This window comes from Plantactinospora sp. BB1 (assembly GCF_003030385.1).
In the GTDB taxonomy this organism is placed as follows: Bacteria; Actinomycetota; Actinomycetes; order Mycobacteriales; family Micromonosporaceae; genus Plantactinospora.
The window spans coordinates 2665285-2682014 of the sequence record NZ_CP028159.1 but is presented as its reverse complement, the minus strand read 5'-3'; the positions used below and the strand labels follow the sequence as shown (position 1 = coordinate 2682014).

Annotated in this window: 17 protein-coding genes, 1 tRNA gene and 1 other RNA gene; 2 read left to right on the top strand and 17 right to left on the bottom strand. The window is 69.5% G+C overall.

Features of this window, described 5'->3' with window-relative positions:
• Positions 1–94: 94 nt before the first annotated feature.
• The 7 genes from C6W10_RS11590 to aztB all read right to left on the bottom strand — a co-directional run bounded on the left by C6W10_RS11590 (position 95) and on the right by aztB (position 8264).
• Positions 95–1675 (bottom strand): TIGR03773 family transporter-associated surface protein, encoded by a 1581-nt coding sequence (locus tag C6W10_RS11590; protein WP_107258067.1) that lies wholly within the window; start codon positions 1673–1675, stop codon positions 95–97.
• Between the two features lie 68 nt (positions 1676–1743).
• The gene (locus tag C6W10_RS11585; protein WP_107258066.1) at positions 1744–2931 is read right to left on the bottom strand and encodes a WxL protein peptidoglycan domain-containing protein; all 1188 of its coding nucleotides are present in this window, start codon (positions 2929–2931) and stop codon (positions 1744–1746) included.
• 203 nt (positions 2932–3134) lie between these two features.
• Positions 3135–3611, bottom strand: coding sequence for a Fur family transcriptional regulator (locus C6W10_RS11580; RefSeq protein ID WP_107258065.1), 477 nt, complete (start codon positions 3609–3611; stop codon positions 3135–3137).
• A 417-nt stretch (positions 3612–4028) separates the two neighbouring features.
• Positions 4029–5210 carry a zinc metallochaperone AztD gene (gene aztD / locus C6W10_RS11575; RefSeq protein ID WP_107258064.1) on the bottom strand — a complete coding sequence of 394 codons (1182 nt, stop codon included), beginning with the start codon at positions 5208–5210 and terminating at the stop codon, positions 4029–4031.
• Positions 5211–5287: 77 nt separating this feature from the next.
• Complete coding sequence (gene aztC / locus C6W10_RS11570) at positions 5288–6202, bottom strand: zinc ABC transporter substrate-binding protein AztC (RefSeq protein ID WP_107258063.1); 915 nt, start codon at positions 6200–6202, stop codon at positions 5288–5290.
• A complete protein-coding gene (locus C6W10_RS11565; RefSeq protein ID WP_107258062.1) occupies positions 6199–7389 on the bottom strand; it encodes a hypothetical protein in 1191 nt (396 codons plus the stop codon). Before C6W10_RS11565 ends, aztC begins: the two co-directional genes overlap by 4 nt.
• Complete coding sequence (gene aztB / locus C6W10_RS11560) at positions 7386–8264, bottom strand: zinc ABC transporter permease AztB (protein ID WP_107258061.1); 879 nt, start codon at positions 8262–8264, stop codon at positions 7386–7388. Before aztB ends, C6W10_RS11565 begins: the two co-directional genes overlap by 4 nt.
• Before the next feature lie 51 nt (positions 8265–8315).
• Between aztB and aztA the strand changes: the two genes are divergently transcribed.
• Entirely contained in the window at positions 8316–8954 is a 639-nt protein-coding gene (gene aztA, locus C6W10_RS11555) for a zinc ABC transporter ATP-binding protein AztA (protein WP_107263866.1), read from the top strand.
• Positions 8955–9324: 370 nt separating this feature from the next.
• Here the strand turns inward: aztA and C6W10_RS11550 are convergent, their stop codons facing one another.
• The 5 genes from C6W10_RS11550 to C6W10_RS11535 all read right to left on the bottom strand — a co-directional run bounded on the left by C6W10_RS11550 (position 9325) and on the right by C6W10_RS11535 (position 11898).
• Complete coding sequence (locus C6W10_RS11550) at positions 9325–9600, bottom strand: group II intron maturase-specific domain-containing protein (protein WP_107258060.1); 276 nt, start codon at positions 9598–9600, stop codon at positions 9325–9327.
• A gap of 254 nt (positions 9601–9854) precedes the next feature.
• Entirely contained in the window at positions 9855–10148 is a 294-nt protein-coding gene (locus tag C6W10_RS37960; protein ID WP_199853913.1) for a hypothetical protein, read from the bottom strand.
• Positions 10145–10612: a hypothetical protein gene (locus tag C6W10_RS37955; protein WP_199853912.1), complete on the bottom strand. Its 468-nt coding sequence runs from the start codon at positions 10610–10612 to the stop codon at positions 10145–10147. The genes C6W10_RS37960 and C6W10_RS37955 overlap by 4 nt, the downstream gene beginning before the upstream one ends.
• A 528-nt stretch (positions 10613–11140) precedes the next feature.
• Positions 11141–11213: transfer RNA gene (locus C6W10_RS11540), tRNA-Ala, on the bottom strand.
• 94 nt (positions 11214–11307) lie between these two features.
• Positions 11308–11898, bottom strand: coding sequence for a YqgE/AlgH family protein (locus C6W10_RS11535; RefSeq protein ID WP_234359603.1), 591 nt, complete (start codon positions 11896–11898; stop codon positions 11308–11310).
• Positions 11899–12162: 264 nt separating this feature from the next.
• Between C6W10_RS11535 and C6W10_RS11530 the strand changes: the two genes are divergently transcribed.
• Entirely contained in the window at positions 12163–12966 is an 804-nt protein-coding gene (locus tag C6W10_RS11530; RefSeq protein WP_107258058.1) for an S-methyl-5'-thioadenosine phosphorylase, read from the top strand.
• Positions 12967–12997: 31 nt separating this feature from the next.
• Here the strand turns inward: C6W10_RS11530 and C6W10_RS11525 are convergent, their stop codons facing one another.
• The 5 genes from C6W10_RS11525 to ftsE form a co-directional block, all read right to left on the bottom strand.
• Complete coding sequence (locus C6W10_RS11525; protein WP_234361705.1) at positions 12998–13504, bottom strand: hypothetical protein; 507 nt, start codon at positions 13502–13504, stop codon at positions 12998–13000.
• 212 nt (positions 13505–13716) lie between these two features.
• Positions 13717–14092, bottom strand: a transfer-messenger RNA (tmRNA) gene (ssrA, locus tag C6W10_RS11520).
• A gap of 205 nt (positions 14093–14297) precedes the next feature.
• Positions 14298–14774, bottom strand: a complete 477-nt coding sequence (gene smpB / locus C6W10_RS11515; RefSeq protein ID WP_107263864.1) for an SsrA-binding protein SmpB — start codon at positions 14772–14774, stop codon at positions 14298–14300.
• A gap of 159 nt (positions 14775–14933) precedes the next feature.
• Entirely contained in the window at positions 14934–15809 is an 876-nt protein-coding gene (ftsX, locus tag C6W10_RS11510) for a permease-like cell division protein FtsX (protein ID WP_107258057.1), read from the bottom strand.
• A 101-nt stretch (positions 15810–15910) separates the two neighbouring features.
• Positions 15911–16591: a cell division ATP-binding protein FtsE gene (gene ftsE / locus C6W10_RS11505; protein ID WP_101369892.1), complete on the bottom strand. Its 681-nt coding sequence runs from the start codon at positions 16589–16591 to the stop codon at positions 15911–15913.
• Positions 16592–16730: the final 139 nt, after the last annotated feature.

Here is a 16730-nt window from a genome sequence, read left to right as displayed (position 1 = left end):
GCTGCGGCGCCGGTCGGTCCCCGCCACCGTGCCGCGCGTCGCGCCGAACGATAACACGGAAATGGGAACGGTTATCAGATCTGAAAGGACGTGGCTACGGTGTGCTGGTCGCGCCGGTGCCGGGCCTGCCGCGCCGTCGTGCGGCGAGAAGCAGCAGCACACCGGCCAGCACGAGGAGCAGTCCGCCACCCACCGCCGGAAGGATCCAGGACTCACCGGTACGCGGCAGCCTGCCGTCGCCACCGGAACCGTCGCCCGATCCATCGCCCGACCCGTCACCGGAGCCGCCACCGAAGCCCGGACCCGGATCGGTGTCGTCGCCCACCGCTATCGCCAGGGTCCTGGTGTCGGTGACCGCCCTGCCGTCCGTGGTGGTGCCGCTCATCTGCACCCTCAGCCGGTAGAGGCCCGGCTCGCCGAACGCCCAGCTGCCGTGCGCGTGCGTGTTCGGCCGGATCGCCAGCCGCTGCGGCAGCGACTTGGCCGAGTCGAAGAGCACGTCGGCGGTGCCGAACGGATCGGTCTGGAAGAGCGTGAACCGGCCCGGCCCGTCGACCCCGGCGAGGGTCCACGTCACGTCGCCCCGGGTTCCGGAGATCACCGACTCGTGCTGGGTGTTCCAGCCCGGCCAGACGATCCCGGGCTGCTGCCCCTGCGGCAGCACCCAGACCTCGTCGCCCTCCTTACCCATGAAGCCCTTCCCGGCCGGGACCTTCGTCTTCGCGTTGTCCTTGGCCTGCAGGACCACGTCGGCCAGTTCCCGCCACACCGCCGGGCTGACCGCGTCGTCCTTGAGTCGGATCGTCCAGGTCCCGCCCACCAGCTGTGGCCCCATGTCGACGTGCCCATCGGAGATCACCTTGCGTTCGCCGGCCGCCGTGACGGCGTTCGCGCCCACCGGCTGGGTGGCCGAGGGCGTCGGCAGCGGTGCGGCCCGCGGCGGCGCGGGCGCCTTGGCCTTGGTCTGCGGCGACTGCCGGACGGTCTCGACCGGGGCCGCCGCGACGGGCGGCGGCAGCGCCGGTCCCGGCCGCAGTTGCGGAACACTCACCCGGTAGGTCGCCTCGGCGCGCACCGTCTCGCCCGTCGTCAACGTCGCCGACGAGCCGAGGGTGAGCCGGTAGTCCCCGGACGCGTCGAACGCCCAGACCACCGGAGTACGGGTCGCGACCGGCAGCGATGCCTCCCCGGCGCCCGCGCCGAGCAGTTGCCGGGCCGTGCCCAGGCCGGACACCGTGTAGGCGGTGAACCGGCCGGGTCCCTGCACCGCCGCCAGCGACACGGTCACCGCGTCGCCCCGGACGGCACCCCGGCCCACCCTCGTGGTGTCGAACCCGGGCATACCCACATCCCCGGAGGTCAGTGACCAGACCGGCTGACCGGGCGTACCGAGGAACGAGAACTGCGGGTTGTCCGGCACCCGTACCGTCACGCCGCCCTCCGCGCTCAGCAGCACGTCGGCCGGATCGTGCCCGACCGCGTCCCGGGCGAGCTGGCTGGCGTCACGTACCCGCATCGAGAGGTCACCGTCGACGACGGAGAGGGACACCAGATCCGCCCCCGCCGGGTCGACCGGCGTCGGCGCGGCGCCCACCGGTGCGGCAGTGCCGGCCAGCGACAGTACGGCCAGGGCGAGCCCGGCCACGCCGACACGTACCACTGGTCTTCTTCTCATCTCCCTGCCTCGCTCCACTCGAAGATTTGTCCATGTCGCGGCCGGTTCGCCGGCACGTCTGGTCCGGGTCACGGTTCGGCGCCCGGGGCCGGCGGCTCGGATGCGGCAACCGGCGTACGCCTGTCCGGCTGCGGTGGTGAGTCCGCGCCATCCGGTTGTCCCGCCAGCACGGCGGCGGCTTCGGCGCGGCCCTGCTCGCGAGCCTCGGCGACGGCCTGGGCCAGGCGCCGGGCGGCACGGCGGCGCCGACGGCGACGGATCACCAGCAGGACACAGGCCGCACTGACGACGAGTGCGCCGAGCACCAACTGAAGCCACGGCACGGCCCACACGGTGACCGTCTCCGACACCGCGACCGGCTGCGGATCGAGCACCTGATTTTCGACGGCTGTCGGAACGACGGTGGTGGTGACCGTGAGCCGGAAGAACGGCGCCACCCCGGGGAGCCGGACGGTGGTCTGGATCGCATCCCCCGGCAGGATCTCCGGCAACGCCGCGCCGGACGCGCTACGGGCCCCCAGGCCGAGAAGCCCGGCCGACTCGACCGTCGGCGCTCCGGCGAGCCGCACGTTCCCGGTGTTCCGGATCATGGCCGTGGCGACGATCTCACCCCCGGCGAACGGGTTACCGGAGGCGCTGTGAGCTATCCGGAGGTCTTCCAGGGCCAGCGCCGGCCGCAGGGCGCCGGTGACCCGCAGGTAGATCCGCGCGCCGACCCGATGGTCGACCGCGACATGGTTGCCTTGGCCGTCGCTGGCGTTGGCGGCGAGCGAGGCCACGATGCCGCCGACGTGGTCGCCCGGGGTGGCGTTCTCCGGCACGGTCAGGGTGAACGGCACGTCCATCCGGGACGTCGACGGGATCGTCAGCGTCGGAGTGGTGAGCCGGACCCAGGAGCCCACGTCGACCGGCCGCTGCCCGCCGGGCAGCAGGTCGAAGCCGCCCTGCGGTGTGGTGACGGCGTCGCTGGCATAGAGGCGCAGGGTGAGCGGCCGCGCGGAGTGGTTGGTCACCGCGACGTAGTCCGTCACCGTGGCACTGGGATCGAGTTTGTAGCCGAAGCTCGCCCGCCCGTTGGGCCCGGTCGGACTCGACGGGGTCACCCCCCACGTCACCGGCGCCGCCCGGGCGGGCGCGCTGCCGCTCGGCGACGGCGACGGCGGCGACGACGGTCCGGGCGCGGCGGCCGCCGGTACCACGCCAAGCACGGCTGCGCCGACGGTGCTGGCAACGGCGATGACGATGGACAGACGCATGGTGGGTGACGGATCCGTTCGGGTAGGGGCGTGGCCGGCGCCGGGGTCGCCCGGTGTCGGGGCGCCTGTGGTCGCCGGTCCGGCTCCCGGCACAGGCAAGACTATAAGAGCAATCGTTTTCGTTTTCATCTGGTGCCGCCGCGTCCACTGAGGTCACCGGCGCACCACGTGGCTTCGCACGTGCCGCCATGCCGGCACGCCGATCACCGCCCGTCGCCCGGTGCGCGACGATCGGCGCGCAGGCACGTGCCACAAACCCCGTACAGGTCGCTGTGCTGCGGGTTGGGCACGAAGTCCTCGTCCGCGCGTACCTGCTGGAGCCAGCGGGTCACCGTGTCGCCGGACCGCTCCACGACCAACCCGCACACCTCGCACACCAGGTGGTGGTGCGGCCCCTCGCGGCAGTGCCGATACGTCAGCTCACCGTCGCGGTGGAAGACGTGCACCCGTCCCGCGTCCGCCAGCGCGTGCAGGGTGCGGTACACCGTGGTCAACCCGACCGCCTGGCCGTCCGCGCGCAGCCGCTGGTAGATCGCGATCGCGCTCGCCGGGTGGTCATGACCGTGCAGCGCGTCGAGCACCAGCCGGCGCTGGGCCGTCGGCGCCAGGCCGGCCGCCCGCAGCTCACCGATCAGCTCACGCTGCTGGTCCGGCCCGCGCCGCTGGTGGATGCTCATCATGGCGTCACGAGGTGAGTCGACTGGGTTGCCCGACTCTCGCCCGCGACCGGCACAGCCACTCGGCCGTACCGGTCGGCCGACAACCCGAGGGCGCCGCCTGCGCGCCAGCACGCCAGGCAGGGGTTGGGGACCATGGCGCACAGGCTATACAGTAATGAAAACCAGGATCAACTGGTTCTGCTGGATATCTGCCGGAGACCGTCGGGGCGCCGGTCGTCCCGACTCCGGGGGGCCGGCGTCCCCACAGGTCAGAACGTCCGAGGTAGCTGATCTCCGCCGGTACCCCTGATCTCAAAAATGTGGCCAACTTGGTCCGGGTCGCCGCCCCAGCCGGGTGAAACGGTCGGAGCGGCGACGTCGGCGGCGAAGGGGGCCACCGGGCCGGCAGGACGATCTCCACCGCCGGAAACCGGGACGTCAGTGCGCCGACAGCGTTCCGCTGATCTCGTTCGGAATCGCATCGAGCGTAACCGATCGGACAACCTTGCCGGTGGCGAGGTCGAGCCGGTGCAACGTCCTGGTGGCCGGTTCGGTGATGTACGCGTCGTTCCCCCGGGCGAAGAGCGCCGGGCGTGGCTCCTGCCAGTTCATCGGCTCCTTCCACGCGGCGACCACCGGCCACGAGTTGGTCAGCTTTCCGGAGGTGGGATCGACCACGTGCAGCTTGCCGTCGGTCCCGAGGATCAGCCCCTCGCCCTGTGGACCACGGGCCAGCGATCGGAAGCTGTAGCTGGCGCCCGCCGGCATCGGCACGACCCGGATCTTCTGGGCGGCGGTGTCGACGAGCGCGAACTGCTCGGGGAACTCCCGTTCCGCGTCGGGGTCGACTTTGTAGTCGCCGAGGAGGACCGGCGACTTCTCCGTGCCGACCTGGGTGGCGATGGCGCCGTACGCCCGATCGCTCTTGACCTTGACGAAGGCGCCGTTCTTGAACAGCAGCACGCCGTCCTGGCAGCCGAGGGCCACGACCTCACCCTGCGCGACCGCCTCGCCGTGCACGCCGGGGCATTCCTCGCTGCGGGCGATCTCCTTGCCATCCTTGTCCACCGCGATCGCGCCCGGGCGCGACTCCTCGGTGCCGAGGGTCACCACGAGGGTGCCGTCGGCGAGTTCGATGGCCACGCCGTGGTGTGGTTGGGCGGTCTTGTACTGCCGTCCGTGGGGTTTGCCGTCCGCGAGCGCCTTCGGGTCGAAGCTGTTCACCTCTCCGCTGCCGTCGGTGAACAGAATGGTGCGGTCGCCGTGCAGCACCACGTGGCCGGGTTTGGCGCCCGGGTAGGTGACGTCGGTCATCTTGCCGACGACCGCGTCGAGCATCCGGAACCCGGACTCGGTGGAGACGACGACGTTGGTGTCGTTGCCGGCCGGGTTCACCCGGTTGAAGCCGGGCAGAGCGACGTTGTGCACCACCTCCAGCGCCTCGCCGTCGAGCACGTAGATGCCGCCCTCGTAGGTGATCGCCACCGGCTCCTTCAGTGCGTCCGCGGCGGACGACTCGGCCGGCGATCCGTTCTCACCGCCCGCGCCGGAAGCGCACGCGGTTAGCGCCAGCAAGGCGGCCACCAGGGCGACCAGGCCACGCGTTCTGTGATGGGTCACTACATCCTCCCAATATGAAACTGACAACGATTTTCATTAGAGAGTACCGGAGGGTTCCCGGACTCGACTCAGGGGGGTCAGCCGGAGAGGCCGTGGATGATCGCCTCGGTGTTGAAGCGCATCATCTCCAGGTAACTCGGGGCATCGCCGTCGGCCTCGCTGAGGGACTCGGAGTACAGGGCGATCACCTGGACCTTGATGCCGGCCTCCGAGACGAGCACTTCGGCCAGCCGCGCCGGCTGCGAGGTGTCGGCGAAGATCGCCGGCACCCGGTGTGCCTTGATGGCGGTGACCAGCGAGGCGAGGTCGGAGGCGCTCGGCGACGCGAGCGTCGTACCGCTGGGGATGATCGCGCCGATGACCCTGAGGTCGAAGCGTTCGGCCAGATAGCCGAAGACGTGGTGGTTGGTGACCAGGACTCGGCGTTCCGCCGGGATGTCGGCGAAGCGCCGCGCCAGGCTCTTGTCAAGTTCGCCGACCCTGCTCGCGTACGCCTGCGCACGCTCCCGCACCACGCCGGCGTCCACCCCGTCGACATGCCCGATGATCTCGTCGGTGAGTAGCCGCACCGCCGTGACCACCCGCGCCGGATCCGTCCAGAAGTGCGGGTCCGGTCCTCCGGCGGCGTCGCCGTCCCGGTACTCCATCGGGTCGATCCTCGCCCCCACCTCGACGGTGTCGACACCTTCGCCCTTCGCCGCCTCGACGTGTTGCAGGACGCCTTCCTCGAGTCCCAGACCGTTGTAGACGACGAGATCGGCCGTCTGCATGGCGTGCGCCTCCCGGGCCGAGATCGCGAACGAGTGCGGGTCGGCGTTCGGCTTCATCAGTACCCGCACCTCGGCCTGGTCGCCGACGATCTCGGTGACGATGTCACCGAGGATGTTCGTGGTCACCACGATGTGCGAGCGATCCGGCAAGGTGCAGGCAGCGCCGCCGGCCAGCAGGCCAGCGGTGACGGCGAGCGCCGTCACCAGTTCCCGTGTTCTCATCGGCCGACCTCCACGGCAAGATCCGGTTGTTCGGCGACCTGTAGCGTGCGGGCGGTGCGCAGCCCGTCGCGATAGTCGATCTCGTGAATGACCCGGGCCTCCGGATCGGCCAGGTAGGCGCGGTTGACGTCCAGCGTCAGGCTGGCGGCGCGCAGCGGCTTTTCGGCGAGGACCCTGCCGGTCGCGAGGTCGTAACTGATCAGCACGTCGGACGCGTCGAGCGCGAGCACCGTGCTGCCGTCCGCGGGCGACGCGACGGCCACCAGTTCGCGACCGGTGGCCGGCACGTACCGCAGGCTGGCCTTGGCCGCGTTCACCGACCAGATGCCGGTGCGGTCGGCCAGCGCGGCCTCGTTACTGCGCGGGCGGTACCCGAACCCGTTCGGCGACACCGGGGTACGCGGGGAGGCCAGCACCTTGGCGATGAGCTTGTCGCCTTCCCGCTTGACGCGTACGAGACTGTTTTCACACGCGAGGACGGCGCCGCCGCGCAGGACTGCCCAGCCGCGCGGTGCCGCGCAGGGCGTCTGCAGGGCGCCGGTCGGCCGGCCCTGCGCGTCCATGGCGACGATCCGGTCGGCCGGCTGTCGCGGGTCGTCGCCGACGGCGACCAGGAGCTGGTCCGCGTAGGGTACAGCCAGCGCGGTGGAACTGGTCGAGTCGATCGTGGCCAGCCTGACCAGCTTGCCGGCTTCGAGTTCCCGGCGGTCGAGGACCGTTACCTGCCCGTCGGCGGTGCCGATCGTGGTATGGGCCGCGAAGCCGACGATCGTCCTGATCGGGGCGTCCAGTGACAGCGTGCCGACGGACCGGGCCGCCGCCCGGTAGTAGTGGACGTGGTCGGTGTGGTCGACCGTCCACACTCCGGAGTCGACGACCTCCAGCGCGCGGTCGCCGTCGTCGACGTAGACGAAGCGGCCGTCCTCGGTGAGCCGCTCGGCGCCGATCGACAGCCCGATCTCCTTCTCCGACCCGGTGCCCAGGTCGAACAGGCGCAACTCCCGGGCACTGCGGGGGGCGTAGGCGATGGCCGACTGCGCCTCGGACAGCTCCTCGGCACCGTCGATGTAGCCGTGCGGCGTCTCCTCGACCGACTGTGGTTGGCCCGTCGAGCCGCACGCGGCCATCGCGAGCGTGAGGCCCAGGCTGACCGCGCCGAGAAGCTGCCCGGCCCTGCTGATGATCACTGACTTCCTTCCGGTGTGGGATTGGCGGTGAGTGCCGGTGTCGGCGACCGATGGCGGCTCACCGCTGCCGTGATCCGGCGCGTGCCGAGAATCGCGAAGAACATCAGTACGGCGACGGCGGCGATGGTGGCTCCGGCGGCGGTCGCCGCGTACCAGGAGATCCACAGGCCGATCACGGTCGCGGCCGAGCCGATAACGAAGCTGGTGAGCATCACCGCCGGGAGACGGCGCGCGACGAGCATCGCCGCCGCCGAGGGCGCGATCAGCATGCCGAAGGCGAGCAGTGTGCCGACGACGCTGAAGGCGACCGCCATCGTGATGGTGAGCAGGGTCAGCATCACGGCGTTGGCGATGTCCGGGCGCAGGCCGAGGGTCCGGGCCTTGCGAGGGTCGAAGGTGAGCGCCAGGAACGGCCGGTAGCAGATGGCGGAGGCCACCGCGACCACGGCGAAGGCGGCGGCGAGTAGTAGCAGGTCGGGCCAGCGGATCGCCAAGACGTCGCCGAACAGGAACGCGGTCAGGTCGGTCGCGAACGACCGCGAGTGCGAGACGACGATCACCCCGCCCGAGAGCATCCCTACGAACAGCAGCCCGATGCTGGTGTCGCGCCCGAACTCGCGGCTGTGCCGCAGCGCGTTGACGCCGACCGCCATGGCGAACGCGCTCGCCGCGGCCCCGACGACGAGGCTGCCGCCGAGGATCGACGCGATGGCGACCCCGGGCAGCATGCCGTGGCTCATCGCCTCGCCGAGGAAGGTCATCCCGCGGGCGATCACCCAGACCCCGACCAGCGCGCAGACCGCGGCCAGCAGCACCCCGCCGACCAGTGCGCGGACGACGAACGACACGGTGAACGGTTCGAGCAGTGACGCCATCACCTGCCTGACTATAATGCAACTGAAAATCGATGTCTTTAAGGGGTGGCGTTGAGCATCGAGGTCCTGACCGCCGAGCACGTGGCCTTCCGGTACGCCGGCACCCCGGTTCTGCACGACGTGAGCCTGCGCGTGGAAGCCGCGTCCATGGTTGTCGTGACCGGCGCGAACGGCTCCGGCAAGAGCACCCTGCTGCACCTGCTGGCCGGTGTCGAGGAACCGACTTCCGGCAGCATCCGGCGCCGAACCGGCTGCCGGCTGGCCCTGCTCCCGCAACGCACCAGCGGCATCGACGCGCTTCCGCTGACCGTGGCCGAGTGCGTACAGATCGGACGATTCACTCCGTGGCGGCGCCTCGGCCGTAGTGACCGCGCCGCCGTGGCTACGATCATGGAGCGGCTGGACCTCGGTCCCCTCGCCCACCGACGGCTCCGCGAACTCTCCGGCGGGCAGCGCCAACGCGCCCTTCTCGCGCAGACGCTCGTCCAAGTCGCCGACATCTACGTTCTGGACGAACCCACCGTCGCCCTCGACGCGGCAAGCCGGCTACACGTCCACGAACTGCTCGCCGAACGGGTCCGCGCCGGCGCGGCGGTGATCTTCGCGAGTCACGACACCACTGACGCCACCCTCGCCGATCGCACGGTCCGACTCGCGGGCATCACCGGCGGGACCCTACTCGCCACCTGAAATCGTCGGGACCTGGACCGGAGCTTCCTGCCCCGACCGCCGGCCTCGGCGGTGCGCCGGTTCCGGTAACCGCAGGCGTAGCCGGCCGTTGTCGTCGACGGCGACCTCCGTGCGGCCCTGGACGGCGGGGACAGGGCCGACCTTCGTCTCGGCCGCCTACTGCTGCCACACCGATTAATCACGCATTCAGCGAAGAGCATGCCTGATTCAGAGCGGCGCCGCCGACCAGCAAGAGGCGCCACCCGGCTCCGCCCGCCCGACGCACCATGGGACTCCCCTCGCCAGTAGGTAGAACACCAGGACGCGCGACGTGTCGCCGGACATCGACTGCCGCAAACTGTCTGGACTCCCTGGTCCACGGTCACTGCCGTCAGACGGTCTCGGGGACCCAGGGGTTGGGGATCTTGTTACCTCGGTAGCGATACCTGATGATCGGGATCGCACTGATCCTCCGCACTTCGATCCCGTCCGCCGCGATCGGCAGCCATCTCCCCGTGGGCATGGCGAGCCGGCGGCGGATGTCCCGCCAGTTCCAGCGGTGCCGTGCGCGCAGCAGACGAACGAGCCGGGTCCAGACCAGGTCGTCCACCTTCCTGAAGACGTGCTTCGCGACAGCGCGCCGGAAGTAGTGGACCCAGCCCTGCATGGTCCTGCTCAGGTATCAGCACCACAGCCAGGTCCCTGCTGCGACGTTCTGTGGGCAAAGAACGAATCTTCGCCTTCAGTGCCCGCAGAGGCCGGTCGGCGATGAAGGTGTAGACATACCACCTGCCCGTTCCCCTCTTGGCCTGCGTTCCACAGCTTCGCTTCGATATAGTCCGCAAATCTGGTGCTTGAGCTGGGCAAATGCCGCTTGGCCCAGTGACGTGGCGTGTCACCAGGCCGGGGTGTTCGTGCTAGTCAGGCTGTTGCGGGCGCGTTGAGGATGTGTGGCGGCTCGGTGATCTTCAGTTTGGGCGAACAGGGTCTTCTGGGGCTGGGACAGCTCGGTGCGCTGGTAAAGGTGCCGGCGGGGCCGGTGAACACGCCGATGTGCAGCCGTTCGACGTCGGCGCGGATCTTGCTCCAGGTGTGGCCGGTGGTGTTCTCGGCGACGCGGATAAGCAGCAGCGCGAGCCAGCAGAGCAGGATGTGTGCGCGGATGCAATCTTCGCGGCGGTGGAACACGAGTCGCAGGTCCAGGGTGGCCTTCATGTCGCGCCAGCCGCGTTCGACTTCGAGGAGTTGCTTGTACCCGGGGCGATGTCCTCGGTGCTCAGTTTCGGGTCGGAGCAGCGCAGCAGGTACTTGCCGTCCAGGCGCGTCACGGCCTTGACCGCCGTTTGGTCGATGCACAGCAGGCCGCGCGGTGCGATGCGCAGGTAGCGGTGCAGGCCGGGCTTGGTGGAGATCACTCCGCGCAGTTCGGCGCGCTTCGTGGCGCTGAGCTTGTCCGAACCGTCGATCTTGGCGGTGAGCTGGGCGATCAGCCGCTCTCGGATGGCGGCGTCACGTTCGGCGGCCTCGGGGTTGAAGCAGATCACGAATCGCTCGTCGGCGCCGATGTCGACTTCCTTGACCTGCGCAGCCTTCCCGTCCTCGGCCCACCTGCGTACCGTCTGCGGGTGTTGCGATCCTCGCCCGGCGCGGGGGGCGGGCGCAGCCTCGGCCGTCTCCAAGCCCCACTTCGGCAACCTGGTTGCGATCCTCGACTGGCGCGAGCACCGGGCGCAGCATCCCTCCAGGCCCGCAAGAACCACCCAGAAGCCACGCAGTTGCGATGCGGGCGCCGAGCGCAGCAGACACGGAATCCGCGTCGATCAAAGACCTAGATTTTCAACAGCCTCCGACTGTTCTGGATTGAGACGGCGCTGTCGGCGGTCATTGGGGCCCCGGCTATCACCCGCCCGGGGATGTCCCTCTCGGGGACAGGCGTCGAGCGGGTAATACAGCGACCGATCCGTACGTAGCGACACGGGCCGGCACCGCCGTACTACACGGTTCTGCGCCCCACATTCCGGCCCAGTCACCTCGGACAACCCGAGGAACAGAAACAACCCCTGGTCAGAGGCGACTTCTTCGGGCGTTTCAACACTGGTCGCCGAGGCGTAGTGTGGGGCGCTGGGTGACCACGGCTGTGACCACGAGATCACAAACAATCGGCACCAGTCGATGACTGGCGCCGATTGACCTGCACAAACACAAGGTGGAGCCGAGGGGACTCGAACCCCTGACCCCCACACTGCCAGTGTGGTGCGCTACCAGCTGCGCCACGGCCCCTTGCTTTACTGCCTGCCCGGTCTCCCGGGCACCCGCGCAATAGTACACACCCTCGCGGCCCGGGTCATCCGAGGGGCCACCGTGCCGTCCAGGGTCAGTTGAGCAGTACGTCCGGCGGGAAGTGCGCGACCGCCGCCATGATCCCGCCCTGCCGGCGGAGCACCATCGGCCAGAGATCGTCGGGGCGCTCCATGAACGCGTCGCCGGGCAGGGCGTCCAGGACGAACCAGGAGCCCCGGGCGACCTCCTCCTCGACCTGTCCCGGGGACCAGCCCGAGTAGCCGGCGAAGACGCGGATCCCGGTGACGGCGTCCCGGAGCCGGTCCGGGTCGACCGAGAGATCCACCGTGCCGACCGCCCCGGTGACCTGGTGGATGCCCTTCACCCGCTGGGTCGGGGTACGCATCCGGGCCAGGCAGATCGCCGACTCCGGCTGTACCGGACCGCCCTCGAAGAGCACGGCCGGGTCCCGGGCCAGCCCGCCCCAGGCGCCGAGCACCTCGGAGACCGGCACCTCGGTCGCCCGGTTGAGCACCACCCCGAGTGCGCCACCCGCCTCGTGCGCGACCAACAGCACCACGGTCCGGTCGAAGTTCGGGTCCTTCAGCGCAGGGGTCGCGACCAGCAACTGCCCGGTCATCGACTCCATTGACCGTCCCCCGATCGCCTGCCCCTCGCCGTACACGCCAGCCACCGTTACTCGGCCGGCCCGAGGACCAGGAACCACTCCCCGGGCCCCCGCCGCGTCTTGTCATCGGTCATTACGGCCCGGCCCTTCACCGGCCTCGCCGGATCGACAGGATCGATGGTGATCCTGCGCGCAGTAAACGCCATGCCACGCACCATAGCTTGCGGCACTGGCCCTGGTTAAGGTCTGTAGGGCTAGTCCACAGAGCGCTTTGACGACAATCGGCAGCCTGGACGAGCGTTGAGCAGGAGAGGCGGGGGCATGGGTCCGCAGGCGGAACTCGCGGTGATCGGCGGATCCGGGCTCTACGCCCTACTGGAGGACGCCACCGAGCACCGGGTCGAGACGCCGTACGGGCCGCCCTCCGATCCGATCACGGTGGCGCAGGTGGCGGGTCGCGCGGTCGCCTTCCTGCCCCGGCACGGGCGCGATCACCGGTTCCCGCCACACCTGATCCCGTACCGGGCGAACCTGTGGGCGTTGCGCTCGCTCGGGGTACGCCAGATTCTCGCCCCCTGCGCCGTCGGCGGGCTGCGCCCGGAACTCGGCCCGGGAACGTTCGTGGTTCCGGACCAGCTCGTCGACCGGACGAGTGGCCGGGCACAGACCTACTACGACCGGGGCGCGGTGCACGTCTCCTTCGCCGACCCGTACTGCCCCCGGGGCCGCGGCACCGTACTGGCCGCCACGGCCGCACACGGGATCGAGGCGCAGGACGGCGGCGCGATGGTGGTGGTGGAGGGGCCGAGGTTCTCCACCCGGGCCGAGTCCCGCTGGTACTCCGCGATGGGTGGCGCGATCATCAACATGACCGGGCACCCGGAGGCGGTACTCGCCCGCGAACTCGCACTCTGCTACACCGCCGTGGCGCTGGTCACCGATCTCGACGCCGGCGTGGAGGGTGGACACGCGGTGACCCAGGAGGAGGTGTTCCGGGTCTTCGGCGAGAACACCGCGCGGCTGCGGGAGGTGTTGCTCGACGCGGTCGGACGGCTCTCCACCGACCGCGACTGCCCGTGCCCGCAGAGCCTCGACGGCATCAGGCTGCCGATCGACCTGCCCTGAGCACGGGTGGCGCCGGCCCGGACGGATCAGTTCAGGTCTCCCCGCCGATGTCCGTCTGGTACGCCTCGTAGACCAGGTCGGCACCGCGCTGCCGGTGCCGGGAGAGTTCCCGGAGCAGGTCGGTGACCCAGGTCCGGAGTTCGGTGACGCCGATCTCCGGCAGGTCGACCCGGCGTTGCAGGGCGGCCATCGTGTCGATCACCGCCGCGTGTTCCCGGATCAGCACGTGTACGCCCCGAGCCAGTCGCGGCGCGTGGTCCAGCAGTTCGGCATAGAGGCCGTCCGGTCCCTCGGTGCTCACCATGTGCTCGGCGAAGGCGCAGCGCAGCCCGCCGAGACTGGTCCGGACCCGGGGTCGCCAGCCGGGATCCCGGGCCGGCGCGGCGATCGCCTGCTCCAGGGAGTGGATCTCGCCGAGCAGCGCGGCCCGGCGGCGGCGAACCATCCGCAACGTGGCCGACCCGGTCGACGTCCCCGGTACGGGTGACGCGGACGGCACGGAGATCGACAGTCGGTGCTGGTGCGAATCGGTCGGCATGACCACCTCCCGCGGAGCGGCACTACCGGATGTAACCCCGATGGTGCGGCTCAGCGCGTACCGCTGTCGACCCTTGCGACCCGGCTCATCTGTCCCGTACGTCCCATCCGTCCCAGCCACCCCAGCAGCCCCGGCGACCCTGCTCGGTCCTCGGGCGGGCAGCCGCGGATACGGCTGCGCCCCGGTCCCTGTGGACCGGGGCGCAGCCGTTGTCGTGGAGGTGCCGGGAATCGAACCCGGGTCCTTCGTCGCCTTGCCAGGGCTTCTCCGAGCGCAGCTCGCTGTGCCTCTACTCGGCCCCTCCGATCACGCGAGCGAGTCGGTGTGACGGGCCCAGTCGCTGATTAATCTCGCCGCACGGACCCCGCGACCGGGTCCGGTTGGCCAGCCTCCTAGCTGATGCCGGCTAGCTGGGTCGAAGGCACTCCCAGGCCGACAGACTTGCTACTCGCCTCAGGCGGCGAGAGCGAAGTCAGCGCGATTCTGCTTGGCGCTTATTGGTTTCCGACGAACGATTCTCGAGACGACGTCGGCTTCCTCGGCTCGCTTCCCCTGCCGCAACGTACGAAGTCGAAACCAGTCACCCCCTGTGTCCTACCGGCCCGGGTGGGCCGATGGAGTTTCCGCACCGCCTCTCGGCGGCCACCCCAAGCCTAACGCCTCGCCCCGCCGACTTCATTCCAGATACCGGCCCGGCACACCGCCGAACCGGACAAGGCGACGGTAACCTCCGTCACAGCCGTCCCAGCGCTCCCAAACGGCAGACCCCGGACACGGGGCCGGACGACTCGGGTCAGGCCATGCCCTTGCCGCGCCTGCCGGCAACCTTGGCGATCTCCCGGTCGGCGTCCCGCTTGGCCAGATCCTGCCGCTTGTCGTACGACTTCTTGCCCTTGGCCAGGCCGATCTCGACCTTGGCCCAGCCGTCGGAGAAGTAGACCGAGAGCGGCACCAGGGTCAGCCCGCTCTCCTTCAGCTTGCCGATCAGCCGGCTGATCTCCTGGCGGTTCAGCAGCAGCTTGCGGGTACGCCGAGGTTCGTGGTTGGTCCAGGTCCCCTGGGCGTACTCCGGGATGTGCATGCCGTGCAGGTAGATCTCGCCGTCCCGCTCCTGGGCGAAGGCGTCGACCAGGGACGCGCGGCCGGCCCGCAGCGACTTGACCTCGGTGCCGGTCAGCGCCATGCCCGCCTCGTAGGTGTCGAGGATGGCGTAGTCGTGCCGCGCCTTGCGGTTGGAGGCGACGACCTTCCGCCCCTTCTCCCGTGGCATCGGCGCCACACCCCTTCCTCGTCGTGCTCGTGCGTGTTCCTCGTCGTACCCGTGAACAACCGCGCAATGCTACCTCGCGGCGCAGGGCCCCTGGCTCGCGCTTTTCGCGCCGTGCCAGAGGCCCTGCGGTTGATCGACGGCCGCCGCGGCGGCGGAGGGCTAGACCCTCAGGTAGAACCGAAGCGTCACCCAGGCGGTGACGGCACTGACCAGACCACCGACCCCGGCCATGAACGGGAACATCAGCAGCACCGTGCTCCACTCGATCGGTGTGAGCAGGTCGGTCAGGTCCCGCAGCGACCCGTCGAGCAGGAAGATCTTGCCCAGTACGAGCGCGCCGAACCCGATGATCGCGCCGAGCAGGCCGGCCACCACGGCCTCCAGCACGAACGGCGCCTGGATGAACCAGTTCGAGGCACCGACCAGCTTCATCACCGCGACCTCACGGCGCTTGCTGTAGGCGGCCACCTGGATCGTGTTCGCGACCAGCAGCAGCGCGGCGATCGCCATCACCGAGGCGGAGACCAGTGCCATGTTCTGGATCGCGTTGAGGATGTTGAAGATCTGTTCGAGCAGCCGACGCTGGTCGATGATGTCGTCGATCCCCTCGCGGTCCTTGTAGTTGTCGAGGATCTGCTCGTACTGCTCAGGGTTGACCAGGTTGACCCGGAACGACTCGGGAAGCTTCTCCGCCTGCACCGCCTCGACCAGGTCGGGCGAGTCCGCGAAGAGCTTCCTGAACCGCTCGTAGGCCTCCTGCTTGGACTCGTACTTGACCTCCCGGACGAGCGGGTCGCCCTCCAGGGCGGTCTGCAACTCGGTACGCTGCGCCTCGGTCACCCCGGCATCGAGGAAGATCGACACCTCGATGTCCTTGTAGTACGCGTCTTTCATGGCGTCGACCTGGAGGTACATCAGGCCGCTGGCGCCGAGCATGGTGAGTGAGACCGCCATCGTGATGATCATCGCGATGGTCATGGTCACGTTGCGCCACAGCCCGACCAACACCTCGGACAGGACGTATTTCAAGCGCATCGGGGGTTCCTTCCGGATCTCCGCAGGGGTCGTTCATCGTCGATTCAGGGCCGGTGCCGGGCGGGACGGGGGCTGGTCCGCGCCCGGGCGGCAGGGCACGGTCAGCCGTAGACGCCCCGGGCCTGGTCACGCACGATGCGACCACTCTCGATCTCGATGACGCGACGACGCATCTGGTTGACGATGTTGGAGTCGTGGGTGACCATCACGACCGTGGTACCGGTGCGGTTGATCCGGTCCAGCAGGCGCATGATCTCGATCGAGGTGTCCGGGTCGAGGTTTCCGGTGGGCTCGTCGGCCAGCAGGATCAGCGGCCGGTTGACGAAGGCCCGCGCCACCGCGACACGCTGCTGCTCACCGCCGGAGAGCTCGTGCGGGTACCGGTGCTCCTTGCCACCGAGCCCGACCAGTTCCAGCACCTCGGGCACGACCCGGCGGGCGACCGCCTTGGTCTTGCCGATGACCTCCAGGGCGAACGCGACGTTCTCGTACGCCGTGCGGTTGGGCAGCAGCCGGAAGTCCTGGAAGACGCAGCCGATCGAGCGCCGGAAGTTCGGGATCTTCCAGGAGCGCATCGAGGTGACGTCCTTGTTGTTGACCATCACCCGACCCTTGTTCGGGGTCACCTCGTGCAGCAGCAGCTTGATGATTGTCGACTTGCCGGAACCGGAGGGACCGATGAAGAAGACGAACTCACCCTTCTCGATCGAGACCGACACGCTGTCGAGCGACGGCCGGGACGCCTTCGGGTACGTCTTCGTCACTTGCTCAAGCTGAATCACGGGTGGTGAGTCTACGCGTCGTAACGAAAAGGCCAAGCCCGGAGCCCGGCCTGTCCGGGCGACATTTATCGTGAAACTGCACTGCGTCCGGCGTTCCTCACGCCCTGCACATGGAAACGATCACCGATGTCGACGCACC

Coding starts and splice junctions, on each gene's coding strand:
- C6W10_RS11525 (WP_234361705.1), bottom strand. CDS start 13,504: ATGCCGACCGATTCGCACCAGCACCGACTGTCGATCTCCGTGCCGTCC.
- C6W10_RS11530 (WP_107258058.1), top strand. CDS start 12,163: ATGGGTCCGCAGGCGGAACTCGCGGTGATCGGCGGATCCGGGCTCTAC.
- C6W10_RS11580 (WP_107258065.1), bottom strand. CDS start 3,611: ATGATGAGCATCCACCAGCGGCGCGGGCCGGACCAGCAGCGTGAGCTG.
- C6W10_RS37960 (WP_199853913.1), bottom strand. CDS start 10,148: ATGAAGGCCACCCTGGACCTGCGACTCGTGTTCCACCGCCGCGAAGAT.
- aztC (WP_107258063.1), bottom strand. CDS start 6,202: ATGAGAACACGGGAACTGGTGACGGCGCTCGCCGTCACCGCTGGCCTG.
- smpB (WP_107263864.1), bottom strand. CDS start 14,774: ATGCCACGGGAGAAGGGGCGGAAGGTCGTCGCCTCCAACCGCAAGGCG.
- C6W10_RS11550 (WP_107258060.1), bottom strand. CDS start 9,600: ATGCAGGGCTGGGTCCACTACTTCCGGCGCGCTGTCGCGAAGCACGTC.
- C6W10_RS11590 (WP_107258067.1), bottom strand. CDS start 1,675: ATGAGAAGAAGACCAGTGGTACGTGTCGGCGTGGCCGGGCTCGCCCTG.
- C6W10_RS11585 (WP_107258066.1), bottom strand. CDS start 2,931: ATGCGTCTGTCCATCGTCATCGCCGTTGCCAGCACCGTCGGCGCAGCC.
- ftsX (WP_107258057.1), bottom strand. CDS start 15,809: ATGCGCTTGAAATACGTCCTGTCCGAGGTGTTGGTCGGGCTGTGGCGC.
- aztB (WP_107258061.1), bottom strand. CDS start 8,264: ATGGCGTCACTGCTCGAACCGTTCACCGTGTCGTTCGTCGTCCGCGCA.